The sequence below is a fragment of the Aeromonas eucrenophila genome (assembly GCF_000819865.1).
In the GTDB taxonomy this organism is placed as follows: domain Bacteria; phylum Pseudomonadota; class Gammaproteobacteria; order Enterobacterales; family Aeromonadaceae; genus Aeromonas; species Aeromonas eucrenophila.
On sequence record NZ_CDDF01000005.1, the window covers coordinates 306,982 to 321,979 of the forward strand.

13 protein-coding genes and 2 pseudogenes are annotated in these 14,998 nt (G+C 63.9%); 8 read left to right on the top strand and 7 right to left on the bottom strand.

What is annotated here, in order from left to right; genetic code table 11:
- Positions 1 to 63: 63 nt before the first annotated feature.
- Complete coding sequence (locus tag BN1124_RS05455) at positions 64 to 450, top strand: hypothetical protein (RefSeq protein ID WP_042639885.1); 387 nt, start codon at positions 64 to 66, stop codon at positions 448 to 450.
- A 186-nt stretch (positions 451 to 636) separates the two neighbouring features.
- Here BN1124_RS05455 and BN1124_RS05460 read toward each other — a convergent pair whose 3' ends face one another.
- Complete coding sequence (locus BN1124_RS05460; protein WP_042639888.1) at positions 637 to 1,053, bottom strand: DUF1398 domain-containing protein; 417 nt, start codon at positions 1,051 to 1,053, stop codon at positions 637 to 639.
- Positions 1,054 to 1,231: 178 nt separating this feature from the next.
- Between BN1124_RS05460 and BN1124_RS05465 the strand changes: the two are divergent.
- The 3 genes and pseudogenes from BN1124_RS05465 (at position 1,232) to BN1124_RS05475 (ending at position 3,990) form a co-directional block, all read left to right on the top strand.
- Positions 1,232 to 1,696: pseudogene (locus BN1124_RS05465) on the top strand (GNAT family N-acetyltransferase).
- Between the two features lie 281 nt (positions 1,697 to 1,977).
- Positions 1,978 to 3,273: a methyl-accepting chemotaxis protein gene (locus BN1124_RS05470; protein ID WP_042639890.1), complete on the top strand. Its 1,296-nt coding sequence runs from the start codon at positions 1,978 to 1,980 to the stop codon at positions 3,271 to 3,273.
- 159 nt (positions 3,274 to 3,432) lie between these two features.
- Positions 3,433 to 3,990, top strand: coding sequence for a DUF3332 domain-containing protein (locus BN1124_RS05475; RefSeq protein WP_042639892.1), 558 nt, complete (start codon positions 3,433 to 3,435; stop codon positions 3,988 to 3,990).
- 72 nt (positions 3,991 to 4,062) lie between these two features.
- Here BN1124_RS05475 and BN1124_RS05480 read toward each other — a convergent pair whose 3' ends face one another.
- The 3 genes and pseudogenes from BN1124_RS05480 to mobA all read right to left on the bottom strand — a co-directional run bounded on the left by BN1124_RS05480 (position 4,063) and on the right by mobA (position 6,639).
- Positions 4,063 to 5,136, bottom strand: coding sequence for an FUSC family protein (locus BN1124_RS05480; RefSeq protein ID WP_042639894.1), 1,074 nt, complete (start codon positions 5,134 to 5,136; stop codon positions 4,063 to 4,065).
- A gap of 343 nt (positions 5,137 to 5,479) precedes the next feature.
- A pseudogene (gene mobB / locus BN1124_RS21790) lies at positions 5,480 to 5,995 on the bottom strand (molybdopterin-guanine dinucleotide biosynthesis protein B); the annotation flags it as partial.
- Positions 5,992 to 6,639 carry a molybdenum cofactor guanylyltransferase MobA gene (mobA, locus tag BN1124_RS05490; RefSeq protein ID WP_042639897.1) on the bottom strand — a complete coding sequence of 216 codons (648 nt, stop codon included), beginning with the start codon at positions 6,637 to 6,639 and terminating at the stop codon, positions 5,992 to 5,994. The pseudogene mobB and the gene mobA, both read right to left, overlap by 4 nt.
- A 270-nt stretch (positions 6,640 to 6,909) precedes the next feature.
- Here mobA and BN1124_RS05495 point away from each other — a divergent pair, with 270 nt between their 5' ends.
- The gene (locus BN1124_RS05495) at positions 6,910 to 8,619 is read left to right on the top strand and encodes an NAD-dependent malic enzyme (protein ID WP_042639898.1); all 1,710 of its coding nucleotides are present in this window, start codon (positions 6,910 to 6,912) and stop codon (positions 8,617 to 8,619) included.
- An 85-nt stretch (positions 8,620 to 8,704) separates the two neighbouring features.
- Here the strand turns inward: BN1124_RS05495 and BN1124_RS05500 are convergent, their stop codons facing one another.
- Positions 8,705 to 9,889: a hypothetical protein gene (locus BN1124_RS05500; RefSeq protein ID WP_231553601.1), complete on the bottom strand. Its 1,185-nt coding sequence runs from the start codon at positions 9,887 to 9,889 to the stop codon at positions 8,705 to 8,707.
- Between the two features lie 308 nt (positions 9,890 to 10,197).
- Here BN1124_RS05500 and BN1124_RS05505 point away from each other — a divergent pair, with 308 nt between their 5' ends.
- From BN1124_RS05505 to BN1124_RS05515, 3 genes are all read left to right on the top strand, one after another.
- On the top strand, positions 10,198 to 11,436 hold the full coding sequence (locus BN1124_RS05505) for a uracil-xanthine permease family protein (protein ID WP_042639900.1): 1,239 nt from the start codon (positions 10,198 to 10,200) through the stop codon (positions 11,434 to 11,436).
- 158 nt (positions 11,437 to 11,594) lie between these two features.
- Entirely contained in the window at positions 11,595 to 12,332 is a 738-nt protein-coding gene (locus BN1124_RS05510) for a dienelactone hydrolase family protein (RefSeq protein ID WP_042639902.1), read from the top strand.
- 99 nt (positions 12,333 to 12,431) lie between these two features.
- On the top strand, positions 12,432 to 13,007 hold the full coding sequence (locus tag BN1124_RS05515; protein WP_042639904.1) for a lipid-binding SYLF domain-containing protein: 576 nt from the start codon (positions 12,432 to 12,434) through the stop codon (positions 13,005 to 13,007).
- Positions 13,008 to 13,097: 90 nt separating this feature from the next.
- Here the strand turns inward: BN1124_RS05515 and pgl are convergent, their stop codons facing one another.
- Together pgl and BN1124_RS05525 are read right to left on the bottom strand one after the other, a co-directional pair.
- Positions 13,098 to 14,111 (bottom strand): 6-phosphogluconolactonase, encoded by a 1,014-nt coding sequence (gene pgl / locus BN1124_RS05520; RefSeq protein ID WP_042639905.1) that lies wholly within the window; start codon positions 14,109 to 14,111, stop codon positions 13,098 to 13,100.
- 150 nt (positions 14,112 to 14,261) lie between these two features.
- Entirely contained in the window at positions 14,262 to 14,873 is a 612-nt protein-coding gene (locus BN1124_RS05525; RefSeq protein WP_042639907.1) for a LysE family translocator, read from the bottom strand.
- Positions 14,874 to 14,998: the final 125 nt, after the last annotated feature.

Genomic DNA, 14,998 nt, shown 5'->3' on the forward strand with positions numbered 1-14,998 from the left:
ATTTGCAAACTATCACCATGCAAACAGGTCACCATGCCAACACATCACAATAAGGAACGTCATATGAAGCGTATTGCCATCCTGTTCGGCCTGCTCTGCGGCAGCGTGCTGCTGGCCAATCCGGTCTTTGCCAACGACTCAGCCCAGTTGCAGTGTGAGGCGCAGGCCGCGGTGAAGAAGCTGGCAGGCGCCGCCAAGACCAGCTTTGTGGGCAAGTGCGTCAAGGATGCTGCCGCGAGCGCACCGGTCAACCCCAAGGCAGCCCAGTGTGAGAAGGCCGCCGCCGACAAGAAGCTGGCGGGGGCTGCCAAGAACAGCTTTATCCAGAAGTGCGTGAAGACGGATGCAGCGGCCGACAAGGCGGCCCAGTGCGATAAGGCCGCGGCCGACAAGAAGCTGGCGGGCGCCGCCAAGAACAGCTTCGTGCAAAAGTGCGTCAAGACGACCTGATGCCATCGCTTGGCAGAACGTGCGTGGAAATGGGGGCCTGATGGCCCCCTTCTTTTTGGCTCGACGACCCCGTCTTGTCTCGCGAATGCTCGCCGGGCCTATGGCTAGCGTCCAACTTTGGCAACTTCGGCCACCTTGGCTTCTTTCGCCCCTTTGGTCAGGGCGACCGTCTGGAGAGCGTTCGGATCAGGGCAGAGTCACCGCCGGGTAGGCTTCCACATAACACTCGCCCAAGGCGCCGACGTAGCTCACGGTGCGGGCGTTGAAATCGACCTCATAGGTGACGACACCGGCCTGCCAGGCGGCGCTCAGGAACTGCTCGAAGCTGCTCTGGCCCGCCTGATCTGTGCGCAGGGCGCGGATCAGAGCCTCCTGGTTGAAGCTCGGCACCTCGCTGATGGTGTGTACCAGCGGCATGCCCTGCATCACCACATTGCCATGGGTGGTGAGATAGAGGCTCTGGCAGGAAGGCAGCGTCCAGCGGTTGTGGGTCACCCCGGCGGCGCGCAGCACCTCGGCGAGATGGGGGAAGCCGCCCACCTCGGGGCGGTTCTCCATGGCGTGTTGCATGGCAGCGGTCAGGTGATGGATGGCTTGGCTCATGGGGATCTTCTGTGGTTGGGCGTGCGAGGCGCACGGGAAGGATGCACGGATTGTGATAGACCCGCCGGCGCCTTGCAATGGCGGGGAAGGAGCCGGCATGGGGGGAGACCCTTGCGCGCCGGTGCGGTAATCTTCCGGGTCTGGCCATCTGCCCGGCCATGGATCCGAGGAGAGAAACATGCTGGTTCGTGAGGCCAATATCGCCGATATTCCTGCCCTGGTAGCGCTGCGCATGAGGTTATTCTGCGAGCTGGGGGAACTCGATACACCGGATGGGGATCCCGCGCTCTGGCAGGCGACCCGGGACTAATTCACCCAGGCAATGGAAGAGGGCAGTGCCCGCTCCTGGGTAGTGGAGACTGAGGGCGCCCTGGTGGCGTGCGGGACCCTGGCGCTCTTCGTGCGCCCGCCCTATCCCGGCAACCTGAGCGGACGGGAAGGCTATGTGCTCAATATCGTTACCCTGCCGGCCTGGCGCAGGCGGGGCCTGACCGGGGCCCTGCTCGATGCCATGCTGGTTTATGCCCGTGAGCAGCAACTGGGCAAACTGTGGCTGCATGCCAGCGACGAGGGCCGCGCCCTCTATGAACGGCGCGGCTTCGTGGCCAACCCTGCCTATCTGGAGTGGTCGCCCGCAGTCTGATGGCCGCCAATCGATCCCCGCCAAGCCGTGCCTGCCGAGTCACCGTCGTCTGTCGGCGCCCTTCTCACCCTCCCATCGGCTGAATTCCCGCGCCGGGTGATCCTGAATCGAACAGATTACGTACTGCCGCCCTCGGCGGCTTCGCCGCATTTTGATACCGGGCGCCAGCACACGACTGAAATGTTATCCGACCACTCTTGCCGCTCTCGCAGTGGCCGATACAGTGGCGCAATGGAAGTGGGTGGCGTAGCCCCCGGATCGTCAGAGAGGCAGGAAGTACCATGTTCAATCACAAAATCAAGGCGCAGCTGCAGGCGTGCCAGACCCGGCTGGGTGAGCAGCAAGGGCTGGTGGAGGCGCTCAAGCGGGGCGTCGCCACCCTCATCTTCTCCCCGGAGGGGAAGATCCTGGAGGCCAGCGCGGCCTTCTTGAGCCTGATGGGATATCAGGAAGCCGAGCTGCTGGGGCAGGATCATCGCCTGCTCTGCCCGCCAGGGGTTGCCCAGTCTCCCGACTATGGGCAGTTCTGGGCCAGGCTCAAGCAGGGACAGCTGCAGTCCGGCCTGTTCGAGCGCCTCGACGGGCGTGGCGAGACGCGCTGGCTGGAGGAGAGCTACAGCCCCGTCCTGCTGGAAGGGCGGGTGAGTCAGGTGGTGATGGTGGCCACCGACATGACGGCGCGGCAGGGGCGGCTGCAGCATCAGGAGGCGCTGGCCCAGGCGCTGGACAAGTCCCAGGCGATGATCGAATTCAACCCGAACGGCGACATCCTTAATGCCAACGCCAACTTCCTCGCCTGCATGGGCTACAGCCTGTCCCAGTTGCAGGGCAAGCATCACAGGATCTTCTGCGACGAGGCCTTCCTGCGCGAGCAGCCCCGCTTCTGGGAGGAGCTGGGCCGGGGCCAGTTCAAGTCCGGCCTCTTCATGCGATACAACAGCCGGGGGGAGGCTATCTGGCTGGAGGCGACCTACAACCCAGTCCGGGATCCGAGCGGCAGGGTGGTCAGGGTGGTCAAGTTCGCCAGCGACATCACGGCGCGCATCCACCGCAGCAATGCCACCCGGGAGGCGGCCCAACTGGCCCACAGCACGGCCCAGGAGACGCAGCGCAGCGCCGAGCAGGGGGCCGAGCTGCTGCGCTCCGTGGTGGAGACCTCGTCCCTCATCTCGGTGCAGGTGGATCAGGCCATCGCCCTCATCGGCCAGCTCAACGAGCAGTCCAGGCACATCGAGGCCATCGTCTCCACCATCAGCGCCATCGCGGATCAGACCAATCTGCTGGCCCTCAACGCGGCCATAGAGGCGGCGCGGGCGGGGGATCAGGGGCGCGGTTTTGCGGTGGTGGCCGACGAGGTGCGCCAGCTGGCGGCCCGCACCTCTCTGTCTACCGGCGAAATCGCCAAGGTGGTGCAGAAGAACCGCGAGCTGACCGCCAGGGTGACCGACGACATGGCCGGGGTGGCGGGCAGCGCCGAGCTCGGCAAGCAGCAGATTGGTCGGGTCGATCGGGTGATGGCCGAGATCCGGCAGGAGGCGAACCGGGTTTCCGAAACGGTCGCCAACCTCTCCAGCTGATCCGGGCGCCTGCGACGGCATCTGACCAGAATGTGTCTTGCGTGCGCGGTCAGTCGCCCAAGCTGAATGCCGACTGAATCGCCTCCGGATTGCGAATTGTCTCCCCCTGCCGCCTTGTTTAGGCTGCCGGCTCATTCTTCATTGAGCGGGTAGAAAAAGATGGCAGTTGGACAGAAAGGCAGGGCCGCGGCACTGCTGCTGGGGATGGTGGCGAGCCTGGGTCTCGGTGGTTGCATGGGGCAGATGGGGATCTCCTCCATGTTGACCAAGGGCAACCTCAGCGCGGTGGACAACCGTTACGGTCGCGCCGGCGTCTTCATGCTGCTCTCCCCCGTCTATGCCGTGGCGGCGACGGCGGACTTGTTTGTGTTCAACACCATCGAGTTCTGGTCCGGCAAGAACCCCATCACCGGCAAGGCGCCGGCGCTGGTGGATCAGAAGGCCGATACGGTGATCAAGGTCAACCAGCACCTGGACCCGGCCCTCAACAAGGTGCCGCTCGCCATGTTGCCGCAAGGGGTTCGCGAGGTGGAGATACATTATCCTGATGCCCACAGCGCCGAGATGGAGATCCACTACCTGGACGGCCGTAACAGCATGATGCGCGGTGAAAAGCGGGGCAAGCAGCTGGATATCTATCTCGACGGCAAGCTGGTCTCGACCCTGACCGAGCAGCAGCTGGCCGAGCTGAGCCGGGAGCAGCGCGGTTTCGCCTGATCCCCGACCGGTCTTGCATTGGCGGGTGATCCCCCTGTCAGCCGAAAAAGCCCCGCCCTGGCGGGGCTTTTTCTATTGGCGGGCCGAGGGTTTGCCGTAGGGCTGCAACACCAGCCCGAGCAGGCGGCTTAACTGAGTGAGCTGCTCGGTGAGCTGCACGTTGAGCCACAGATAGCCGCTGACGGTGGCATCGCCCTCGGCGCTGAGCCGCACCTGGGCGCGAACCCGGGTGGCCGCCTCGTGCAGCTCGGCGAGGGCCCGTTCGGCTTCCTGACGCGCGCCGCTCTTGAGCATGAGGGCGAGCTGGGTGATCAGTGCCTCGGTCGCCTGCTGGCAGGCCCGCAGCTCAGGGGTGCTCTGCATCAGGAAGTGGCTCTGGCGATCGTTCCAATAGGTGCTCGCCAGCATCTCCAGGGTGCAGAGGGTGTTGCGCATGGTGGTCTGGATGGCCTCGAACAGGGGGGCGTTGAGCCGGGTCTCCTTGACGGCAGGGGCCAGCAGGGGGCGCAGGCTGACCATCTTGGCGAGCAGGTGCGCGTGATTGCGGGTCAGCTTGGGGCGTTCGAGCACGTTGGGGGAGAGGTGAGTGTGATAGAGGCGATGGGCCATCATCAGGGTGTCGTGCATCTGCAGCCGCCAGTGGGTATAGGCCCGCTGGGGATAGATGCTGCAGAACATCAGCGCCAGCAGGGAGCCCAGGATGACGTCGCCGCTGCGCCACAGCGCCGTCTCTATGTCTCCCGGCGCCCCTCCCATGATGACGCCCAGGGTGATACCGATGAGCAGCCCCACATAGGGGCGCTTGCCGAGGGCCAGGTAGCCGCACAGGAACATGATGGCGCAGCTCCAGACCAGCATCAGCGGCAGGGAGTAGAGCTCAAGATAGAGCGCCACCACGCCGCAGGCCGCGCCGAAGATGGTGCCGACCACCCGTTGCAGGGCCCGTGACAGCACATTGCCCCAGAACGAGATGGGCCCCATCACCACCACCAGGGTGATGAGCGGCCAGGTGCTCTCCGGCAGCTTGAGCTCCCGGGTCAGCAGGAAGGTGAGGGTGAAGGCCAGGGCGATGCGCAGGCCATGCACCAGGCGATAGCGGCCATAGATCAGCAGATCGAATCGGGAGAGGGGAGCATTCAGGCGCAAGGGATAGTCTCATCTCGGGTGGATTGGGTATGTGCCCGCCGCAGGGGCCCTGTCAGTCCGGCAGCAGGCGGATCCAGACTCGCTCGCCTGGGGCCAGGGCACGCCCGCTGGCTGGCCGCTCGATCAGGCAGTTGGGTTGCTGCGAGGTTGAGGAGATAAGAGCATGGGTCGGGCACACCCGCAAGATGCCGTTGGCGTCCTGCTCGAGATGGCCGGGCAGCAGATCGTCCCCCTTCAGATCCGGTGTTGCCGCCGGTATGGCGACCCAGATGCGGGCGACAAGGCGCAGGGGCTGGCGCGCCGCCGAGCCGAAGGCGGGTTGCGATGCTCGCGTATCCGGGGCGGTGTTGCGCTCGGCCAGCCAGCGGCAGATGAAGTCGGCGATGGCGTCCAGCGCTTCGAAGTCGAAGCGGGGCAGGCTGCTGTGCTGGGGGCTGTCGCTTATCAGGGCCATCACGTCCGGGTCATCCGGGAACAGCAGGGGTCGGCCGATGGCGCCGCGATGCAGCTCTATCTTGGGAAAGTGCTCGTGCTTGAAGCCCTCGATCAGCAGCAGATCGAGCCGCTCCCAGTCAAAACCAGCCAGCAGATCGGCGAAGGGCGGCTCGCCGTCCGGGGTCTCGACGATGCGGGCGTGACGCAGGCTGGAGGCCGCCATCACTTGGCCGGCACCGGCCTTGCGCAGGCGATGGCTGTCCTTGCCCGGCTGATCGATATCGAACTGGTGGTGAGTGTGCTTGAGCACCCCGAGCCGCAGGCCACGTTGGTTGAGCAGGGGGATGAGCCGCTCCAGCAACGTGGTCTTGCCGGTGCCGCTCCAGGCGACGAAGCCGAGCAGGGGCAGGTGAGCGGCGATCATGCGTGTTCTCCTCCCGCTTGCTGCTCCCTCGTGCCCAGCAGCCGCGCCTCGTAGTCGGCGAGCTCGCTCGGGCTGTTGAGGTTGATGAAGGCGTCGGGCTGGTCGGCAAAGCTCACCACCGCCATCCGGTGGCGGGCAAACCAGGCGCCCGTCTTGCGCTCCCCCTCAGCCAGCGCCTGTTGCAGCGAGGGGAGCAAGGATTTGTGCAGCAGGGCGACCACGGGTTGCAGATGGCTGCCGTCATGGGCCACCACCAACTCGGCCTCTGGCTGCTCGGCCAGGGCGGCGCGAAAGCGTGCCATCAGATCCGCTGGCAAACCGGGCCCGTCGCAGGGTACGAACAGCACCCAATCCTGGTGAGCGGCGCTGAGCCCCGCCCGCATGCCGGCAAGCGGCCCTAGGAAGTCGGCGTTGTCGTCACCGACCACGGGGGCGAGCGCACCGTAGCGGGTCTGGCTGCGGTTGGCGTTGATCAGCACCTCGTCCACCTGGGGGCGCAGTCGCTCGAGCACATGCTCGATGAGGGGCCTGCCCGCCAGGGGCACCCAGCCCTTGTCGTCACCCCCCATGCGGGTGGCTCGGCCACCGGCCAGGATCACGGCACTGACGGGAAAGACGGGGGGCTGGGGATCGCGGATGCTCATGGTGCTCCATAGGGTCAAGGGGAGGGCAGTGTGCTCATCCATTCAGACAGGGCCTGGGCCTGCGGAGGCGTTCGCTGCACCGACAATCCGCCGATCTTGCGCCAAGAGTGGCGCCGGAGCAACCCGCTGTCAGCCCCCATGCCGAGGGCTTTGGCCGCAGGGTATGGCTGAGCTCACAAAACCGAATCCCTAAACGTCATATGATCCGAGCCAATCTGGGTCTTGCTCTCCTGCCTAATGGCAACTTCATGTAAATCAAAGAGAATGACTATGGCTACCGGACAATATCTGTTGTGGAAAGACGCGCAGGGAGAGGATTTTCGCCCCGTCGCACTGACTGGCACCGATCTGCTCAACGATCGCAATCTCAACAAGGGCACCGCCTTCACCGAGCAGGAGCGCGCCGACTTCGAGCTGGGCGGACTGCTGCCGCCCCAGGTGCAGACCTTCGAGGCCCAGCTTGAGCGGGTCTATCAGGGCTTCCAGAGCGCCTGCAGCGACATCGAGAAGTACCAGAACCTGCGGGCCCTGCAGGATCGCAACGAAACCCTGTTCTACGCCCTGCTGTCACGCCATGTGGAGGAGATGACCCCCATCATCTACACCCCGACCGTGGGCAAGGCGTGCCAGGAGTTCAGCCACCGCTACCAGAAGGCGCGCGGCCTCTACATCACCCAGAAGAACGTCGATGACATGGGCTCCCTGGCGCGGCACATGGACGCCAAGTCGGTGCGCATCATCGTCGTGACCGACAGCCAGGGGATCCTCGGCATCGGCGATCAGGGAGTGGGCGGCATGGGGATCCCCATCGGCAAGCTCTCCCTCTATACCCTGGCGGCCGGCATCCATCCCGCCTGCTGCCTGCCCATCGCCCTGGACGTGGGCACCGACAACCAGGCGCTGCTGGACGACCCCATGTACCTGGGTCAGCCCCACCGCCGCATTCGAGGCAAGGAATACGACGACTTCATCGACAAATTCGTGGCTGGAGTCAGGCGCCACTTCCCCAATGCGGTGCTGCAGTGGGAAGACTTCAGCAAGTCCAACGCCTTCAACAACCTGTCTCGCTACCAGCAGTCCCTGCCGTCCTTCAACGACGACATCCAGGGCACGGGGGCCGTGGTGCTGGCGGGGATCCTCGGGGCGGTCAAGTCCAAGGGCGAGACCCTGGGTCAGCAGAACTACCTGGTCTATGGCGCCGGCGCCGGCGGGGTCGGGGTGGCGGATCAGATCTGCGCCGGCATGATCCGCGAGGGGCTGGATCCCCAGGCGGCGCGGGATCGCATCTACATCATGGATACCCAGGGGCTGGTGTGTGACAACCGGGAAGGGCTCGACGAGTACAAGCGTCGCTACGCCAAGCCGGGTCTCTTGCTGGCGCAGTGGGATCTGCAGGGCAAGGCCGGGCTCACCGAGGTGCTGCGCCATGTGCCCATTACCGTGCTGCTGGGTACCAGTGGCGTGGGGGGCGCCTTCCAGGAGCAGCACATCCAGCTGATGCTGGAGCACTGCTCCAGCCCCATGGTGTTCCCGCTCTCCAACCCGACCGCCAATTGTGAGGCGTTGCCGGAAGACATCTACCGCTGGAGCCAGGGCCGCGCCATCGTCGCCACCGGCAGCCCGTTCAAGGACGTGCACCATGACGGCAAGGATCACCGCATCGGCCAGGGCAACAACGTCTTCATCTTCCCCGGCGTGGGTCTGGCCGCCATCGTCAGCCAGCTGCGGGAGATAAGTCCGGACATCTTCACCACGGCGGCCTTCGCCCTAGCGGAGTGCGTGACCGAGGCGGATCTGGCCGCTGGCACCGTCTACCCGCGCATCAGCGAGCTGCGCAATATCTCGGTACATGTGGCGACCGCCGTGCTCAAAGACATAGTGCGAAGGGATCCCTCCCACCCGCTGATCGGCCAGGATCTGCAGCAACACATCCTCAGCCACATGTGGGAGCCGGTCTACCTGCCCTATCGCCGGGTCTGACGGCTAATTGGCAAAAAAAGAGGGTGGCCCAGGCCACCCTCTTTACTTGTCAGTCTTGAGCCGCCTGCTGGCCGCTCGCAGTTTGTTACTGTTTCTTGGGCTGTAGTAGCAGACTGTCGTCAGCTGTGCCGTCGCCCCTGAGCTTGTTGCCGTTGGCATCGACCGCGTCTACGCCGTTGTCGTCGACGGTGCCGTCGCCCCTGAGTTTGTTGCCGTTGGCATCGACCGCGTCTACGCCGTTGTCGTCGACGGTGCCGTCGCCCCTGAGCTTGTTGCCGTTGGCATCGACGGCATCTACACCGTTGTCGTCGACGGTGTCGTCACCCCTGAGCTTGTTGCCGTTCGCATCGACCGCATCCACGCCGTTGTCGTCGACGGTGCCGTCGCCCCTGAGTTTGTTGCCGTTGGCATCGACCGCGTCTACACCGTTGTCGTCTACCCGGCCACCGGCGTGATGCTCTCCGCCGGCATGTTGGTCGCCGCCAGCATGTTGGTCACCACCGGCATGATGATCGCCCCCGGCGTGCTCGCCATTGCCGTTGTCATCACCGCCGTGGCCGCTGTTGTCGCCACCACCGTGATTGCTTCCACTGTTGCTTCCACCGCCGCCGCTGCCGCTATTTCCACCGCCACTGCCGCCGCCGTCACTCCCATCACCACCTTTGTTGTGAACGATCAGCGAGTTGGCGATATAGCTGTGGCTGCCATCCAGGATCAGGTTGAACAGTGCCGTGGTGGGGGGGGAAGCAATGGAGTACAGCGACTCGACCAGCAGTTCGTCTGGCTGGGGTGCCAGCGCCAGATTGCCGGCGATCGCGCCCACCGTCGATCCGCACAGGATGCGCATGCCGGTAAAGAGCGGCAGCACGGCCAGGGTCGGCTGCTCGGCGCGAGTCATGGCCGGGGAGATGGCCGCCCAGCCGCGAGACGTCAGGAAGGGGTGCTCCGCCGTGAAGAAGGGGGGCTGATGGTTGAGGCCGTAGAGCCTACGGTTTCCCAGCATGACCCGCTCGATGGCCTGGATCCGGTTGACCTGGCCGTGCTGGTCTTGCACCAGCTCCCCCACCTGCAGGCTGTCGATGGGGCGTTCGCTCCCGTCGGCCATCAGGATACGGGTGCCAGCGATGAAGCAGGACTTGGCCTGAGCCTGGTTGAACTGCCACTCGTGGTGGGCGAAGTCATAACTGAAAGGGCTGGCAAACAGGGCGAGTGCAATGGCTGATCCCAGCAGTAGTTTGCGCTGGCTGGGTTTGAAGTGGGGCTGTGACATGGGGGACTCCTTGTCCGGTCTGATTGACGTGTTCAAGTATAGAGCGATCCCCCGTCTTGACCCCCGAATGGCCATTGACAAAATGAACTCGATGGAAAAACGTTTTGCGTCTGCCACAAAAGTGCGTAAAATCGCTTCCTCGATGCTTGTAGCAACGAATCCCGCCTAAAAAGCCAGTTTCATGCCCTCCCCAAGCAGTAAAAGGTAACAAGTGACGCCATGTCGCTCATTTCATGCCTTGAAAAAGTCTTGTGATGACTGAAAAGTGTCAATTATCCCTGTCAGTTATCAAAAAATTAAGGATACCCATGTTTTCCTTGGTCAAGCAAAGTGTCGCCGGGTTGCAAATTCTGTTTGTCGCCTTCGGTGCCATGGTTCTGGTGCCCCTGCTCACCGGACTGAACCCCTCCATGGCCCTGCTTGGCGCCGGTGTAGGCACCCTGCTGTTCCAGCTCTGCACCCGTCGCCAGGTCCCGATCTTCCTCGGCTCCAGCTTCGCCTTCATCGCCCCCATCATCTATGCCACCCAGACCTGGGGCCTGCCGTCCACCATGTTTGGCCTGTTCGCCGCCGGTTTCATGTACTTCATTCTGGCGGCCATCATCCGTGTGCGTGGCATGGGCTTCGTGCACAAGCTGCTGCCGCCGGTGGTGATTGGCCCTGTGATCATGGTGATCGGTCTGTCGGTCGCTCAGGTGGCCTGCAACATGGCCATGGGCCGCGCCGGTGGTGAGCAAGTCGTACCTGCTGGCACCGCTCTGACTCTGGCGGGGATCTCGCTCGCCGTGACCCTGATTGCCGCCGTGTTCTGCAAGGGCTGGATCAAGCTCATCCCCATCCTGTGCGGCGTGATCGCCGGTTACGTGTCCGCCGTGCTGATGGGGCAGGTGAGCTTCGATGGCATGGTCAACGCCCCCTGGTTGGCGCTGCCCCACTTCGAGACTCCGGAGATCAACTGGGCTGCCGCCCTGTTCATGTTGCCGGTGGCCATCGCCCCCTGTATCGAACACATCGGCGGCGTACTCGCCATCGGTGGCGTGACCGGTCAGGACTACACCAAGAATCCGGGCCTGCACCGCACCCTGGCCGGTGACGGCATCGGCGTCTGCTTCGCCGGTTTCATCGGTGGTCCTCCCGTCACCACCTACGCCGAAGTGACCGGCGCCGTGATGATCACCCGCAACTTCAACCCGGTCACCATGACCTGGGCCGCGGTGTTCGCCGTCATTCTGGCCTTCTTCGGCAAGTTCAACGCGCTGCTCACCTCCATCCCCATGCCGGTGATGGGCGGCATCATGCTGCTGTTGTTCGGATCCATCGCCGCCATCGGTCTCAAGACCCTGGTGGAGTCCAAAGTTGATCTGGGGCTGTCCCGCAACATCGCCATCGTGGCCGTGACCCTGACCGTGGGTGTCGGCGCGCTGGAGATGAAGATCGGTGACTTCGCCCTGGCGGGCGTGGGGTTGGCCTCGGTGGCCGCCATCCTGCTGAACCTGATCCTGCCCCAGCACTCCGAAGCGGGTGCCATGGAAAGCGCCAAGGATTAAAGTGCAGCCCATCCTGCATTCGTGTTTGCCAAGAGGCCACCTTAGGGTGGCCTCTTGCTTTGTGCGGCGCGCCGGGTCGCCGTCGCCGGGGCTCTGCGTCTTCGCCCCGGCGTCCGGCGGCTACAATCAGGAGCGTCATTCACGATGAGGGAAACGAGATGAAGAAGGCATGGATCCTGGCCCTGCTCGGGCTGATATGGGGCGGCGCCGCTCAGGCCGGTGCGGTGCGCTACGAGGTCGATGGTCAGCCGTTCGAGGGCTACTACCTGGCGGCTGGCAAGCAGGCCCCGCTGGTGTTGTTGGTACACGACTGGGACGGCCTGACCGAGTACGAGGTCAAGCGCGCCGAGATGCTGGCGGCCCTCGGTTACAGCGTGTTCGCGGTGGACTTGTTCGGTGCAGGCGTGCGGCCGACCGCGATGGAAGAGAAGAAGAAGCTCACCGGCGCCCTCTATCAGGACAGGCCGAGGATGCGCAAGCTGCTCGCCGGGGCCCTGGCCGAGGCGGGCAAACTCGGTGGCCGGCTCGACAACGCGGTGGCGCTCGGTTACTGCTTCGGTGGGGCGGCCGTGCTGGAGCTGGCCCGCAGCGGCGCCAGTCTCAAAGGTGTGGTGAGCGTGCATGGCGGGCTGGAAACCCCGGCCGGGCAGGACTATCGCCAAACCAAGGCGAGCCTGCTGATCCAGCATGGCAGCGCGGATCAGGCGGTGTCGCTGGGCCAGTTCGCGGGGCTCATCTCCGAGCTGGAGAGTGCGGGCATCAAGCATGAAGCTATCAGCTACAGCGGCGCCCCCCATGCTTTTAGCGTCTTTGGCTCCGAGAATTACCGCGCCGACGCCGATGCCAAGTCCTGGCAGCGCTTCACCGAGTTCCTCGGCGAGGTGACCAAGGGCTAGCGGCATCAGGATCGGGGCCCGGGCATATACTCATCTGGTGGGGAGGTCCGCCCTGCGAGGGGTCGACATCACACTGATTAACACAGCAAGGAGTCAGATATGCGTCAGATACGGTTATGGGGCCAGATCCTGGTCGTGCTGCTGCTGATCGGTTGCGCTGCCAAAGGCGATACCCCGGCCCAGCAGCGCAATACCATCTTACAGATGCGTCAGCAGGCGCTGTCGACCCTGTATGGAAAGGCACCGGACATCAAGCGGGAGGTGACCCGATCCAAAGGCTATGCCGTCTTTAGCAATGTGAACAACAACCTGCTGGTGCTCAGCGCGGGGAGCGGCTATGGGGTGCTGAGAGACAACAGAACTGGCCGCGATACCTATATGAAGATGGCTACCGCTGGCTTCGGGGTGGGCATGGGGATCAAGAAGTTCCAGGCCCTGATCATCTTCAACGATGCCACCGCTCTGGACAGATTCATCACCACCGGCTTTGACGCCAGCGCCCAGGCCGACGTGGCGGCGAAATCCGCCGAGGATGGCAAGGTGGTGGTCAGCGAGGCGGCCAACGCGGATTTCCAGAAGGTGAAGATGTACCAGCTCACCGAACAGGGGGTGGCGGTACAGGCCACCATGCAGGGTTACAAGTATTGGCCGGATGAGGAGCTCAACGGCAAGTAGTCGCCGGATTGCCCGGCCTTGCCACAGGCGGCGTTCGATGAACGCCGCCTGTTTTTTTATGGCGCGTCAGGCTGGATTAGGTGCAGGCATTCAGGCGGGACGCCCATCCAGGTTCAATACCCTTACCCACATGGCCCCTTTCCCCACCGGCTGGCGGGACAACAGCGTCAGATGTCCCGTCTCGGGGTCTATGCGGTGCAGGGCAACATCCTGGGACTCTTGCCCTGTGACCACCAGAGCGTGGCCGCTGTGGTCGATGGCAAAGCCGCGGGGGCAGGATTCAGTGGGGAAGTGGGCGAGGGCGCTCAGCTTGCCATCGCCTTCATCGACCTCAAACAGGGTCAGCAGGCTGCTGGCTCGCTCACAGGTATAGAGATAACGGCCGTTCGGGGTGAGGTGAATGTCCGCCCCCCAGCGCTGCCCCTGGTAGCCTTCGGGCATCATGTCCAGGCTCTGGCGTTCGCTGATGCGGCCATCCGCCTCCCTGTGGTAGCGATTGAGGGTGCAGTCGAGTTCGTTGAGGCAGTAGAGATCGCCGTTGCTCGGGTGCAGCGCCAGATGACGGGGCCCGGCGCCAATGGCAGTGTGAATGTCCCCCAGAGGATGGGGCTCCAACCGGTTTTGTGCATTCAAGGCGAAGCGGCGAATGGCGTCGTCCTTGAGGCAGGCCACCAGCAGCTCCTGCTCGCCCTGCTCATTCGCCAGCAGGGTCACAGAATGGGCGGCCATCAGGCCGTCGATGCGCTGGTGCGGTGCCTGTACCCGACCCGCCTCGTCCATGGGCGAGACGCTGACGTGGTCGAAGGCGTAGGAGGCGGCGAAGAACAGCCGGCCCTGTGCATCGGTGCAGGTATGAGAGGCGCTGCCCGCAAGTGGCGCCGATATCGGCGTCCCGAGCCGGCCATCCGCCGCTATGGGGTAGCTTTGCACCGCGAACGAGGGCCGCACCCCGGCGTAGAGCCAGCGCCTGTCAGGGCTTATCACCAGGGGCTGCACCTCACCGCCGGTCTGCACCTGCTGCAGCGGCACCAGCCCTTCGTCCGTCAGTTGAAAGACATGTATAAACCCGCTCACCGGGTTGGCAACATAAACCACTTGCTGCATGGCAGGCTCCTGATAGTGACGGGGACGATCATGAGGTTGTCCCGGCGTCACAGGAAAAAGAGATAAGGTTCTGATGGGATGGTCGCATGGATAGGGCCTGGTATCCAACCGACCTTGCTCCTAACTATGGACTTTCCTCTACGGAGATGATCAGCTTAACAATCCCCAAATCTCGTGGATGACGGGCAGCACCGACAGGGCCAGCAGCGCCGCCATGGTGTGGTTGAAGTTACGGCGGGCGCGGGGGCTCGTCAGCCAGCGCTTGAGCAGGGTGCCAAACAGCAGCCAGACGCCGACGCTGGGGAAGGAGACGATGAAGAAGGTCAGGGCTATGGTCAGGTTCTGCTGGTAGAAGCCGGCGCCGGCACTGGTGAAGGCGGCGATGGCGCCGGTGGCGACCACCCAGGCCTTGGCATTGACCCATTGGAACAGGGCGCCCTTGAGGAAGCCGAGCGGTTTGTCTTGGGTCGTCCCGGCCACTTCATCGGTCGAGCGGGCGATGAGCCAGGCCAGGTAGAGCAGATAGAGGGTGCCGACACACTTGATGATGAGGTGCAAATCGGGGAAGAGGGTGAAGAGTTGGCCGAAGCCCAGGCCCACCAGCAACAGCATGATGGTGAAGCCGACGCAGATGCCGGCCAGCAGCGGCAGGCTGCGCCTGACCCCGAAGTTGGCGCCGGCGCTCATCACCATGATGTTGTTGGGCCCCGGGGTGACCGACGATGAAATGGCGAACAGTACCACGGCGTAGAGATAATCCATTGAAATCCTCATGTAATGACATTCCGTTGTCCCGTCTATATGGGGGAGCTCCGCCCGCTTTCAAGGCATCCCTTTCCCCGTAAAAAAACAGGCCCCGGATTGGGGCCTGTTTGCTTGGGTGCCTG

Excerpts from the sequence above, each read along its gene's own strand:
- BN1124_RS05455 (WP_042639885.1), top strand. The coding sequence starts at position 64 with ATGAAGCGTATTGCCATCCTGTTCGGCCTGCTCTGCGGCAGCGTGCTG.
- BN1124_RS05460 (WP_042639888.1), bottom strand. The coding sequence starts at position 1,053 with ATGAGCCAAGCCATCCATCACCTGACCGCTGCCATGCAACACGCCATG.
- BN1124_RS05470 (WP_042639890.1), top strand. The coding sequence starts at position 1,978 with ATGTTCAATCACAAAATCAAGGCGCAGCTGCAGGCGTGCCAGACCCGG.
- BN1124_RS05475 (WP_042639892.1), top strand. The coding sequence starts at position 3,433 with ATGGCAGTTGGACAGAAAGGCAGGGCCGCGGCACTGCTGCTGGGGATG.
- mobA (WP_042639897.1), bottom strand. The coding sequence starts at position 6,639 with ATGAGCATCCGCGATCCCCAGCCCCCCGTCTTTCCCGTCAGTGCCGTG.
- BN1124_RS05495 (WP_042639898.1), top strand. The coding sequence starts at position 6,910 with ATGGCTACCGGACAATATCTGTTGTGGAAAGACGCGCAGGGAGAGGAT.
- BN1124_RS05500 (WP_231553601.1), bottom strand. The coding sequence starts at position 9,889 with ATGTCACAGCCCCACTTCAAACCCAGCCAGCGCAAACTACTGCTGGGA.
- BN1124_RS05505 (WP_042639900.1), top strand. The coding sequence starts at position 10,198 with ATGTTTTCCTTGGTCAAGCAAAGTGTCGCCGGGTTGCAAATTCTGTTT.
- BN1124_RS05510 (WP_042639902.1), top strand. The coding sequence starts at position 11,595 with ATGAAGAAGGCATGGATCCTGGCCCTGCTCGGGCTGATATGGGGCGGC.
- BN1124_RS05515 (WP_042639904.1), top strand. The coding sequence starts at position 12,432 with ATGCGTCAGATACGGTTATGGGGCCAGATCCTGGTCGTGCTGCTGCTG.
- pgl (WP_042639905.1), bottom strand. The coding sequence starts at position 14,111 with ATGCAGCAAGTGGTTTATGTTGCCAACCCGGTGAGCGGGTTTATACAT.
- BN1124_RS05525 (WP_042639907.1), bottom strand. The coding sequence starts at position 14,873 with ATGGATTATCTCTACGCCGTGGTACTGTTCGCCATTTCATCGTCGGTC.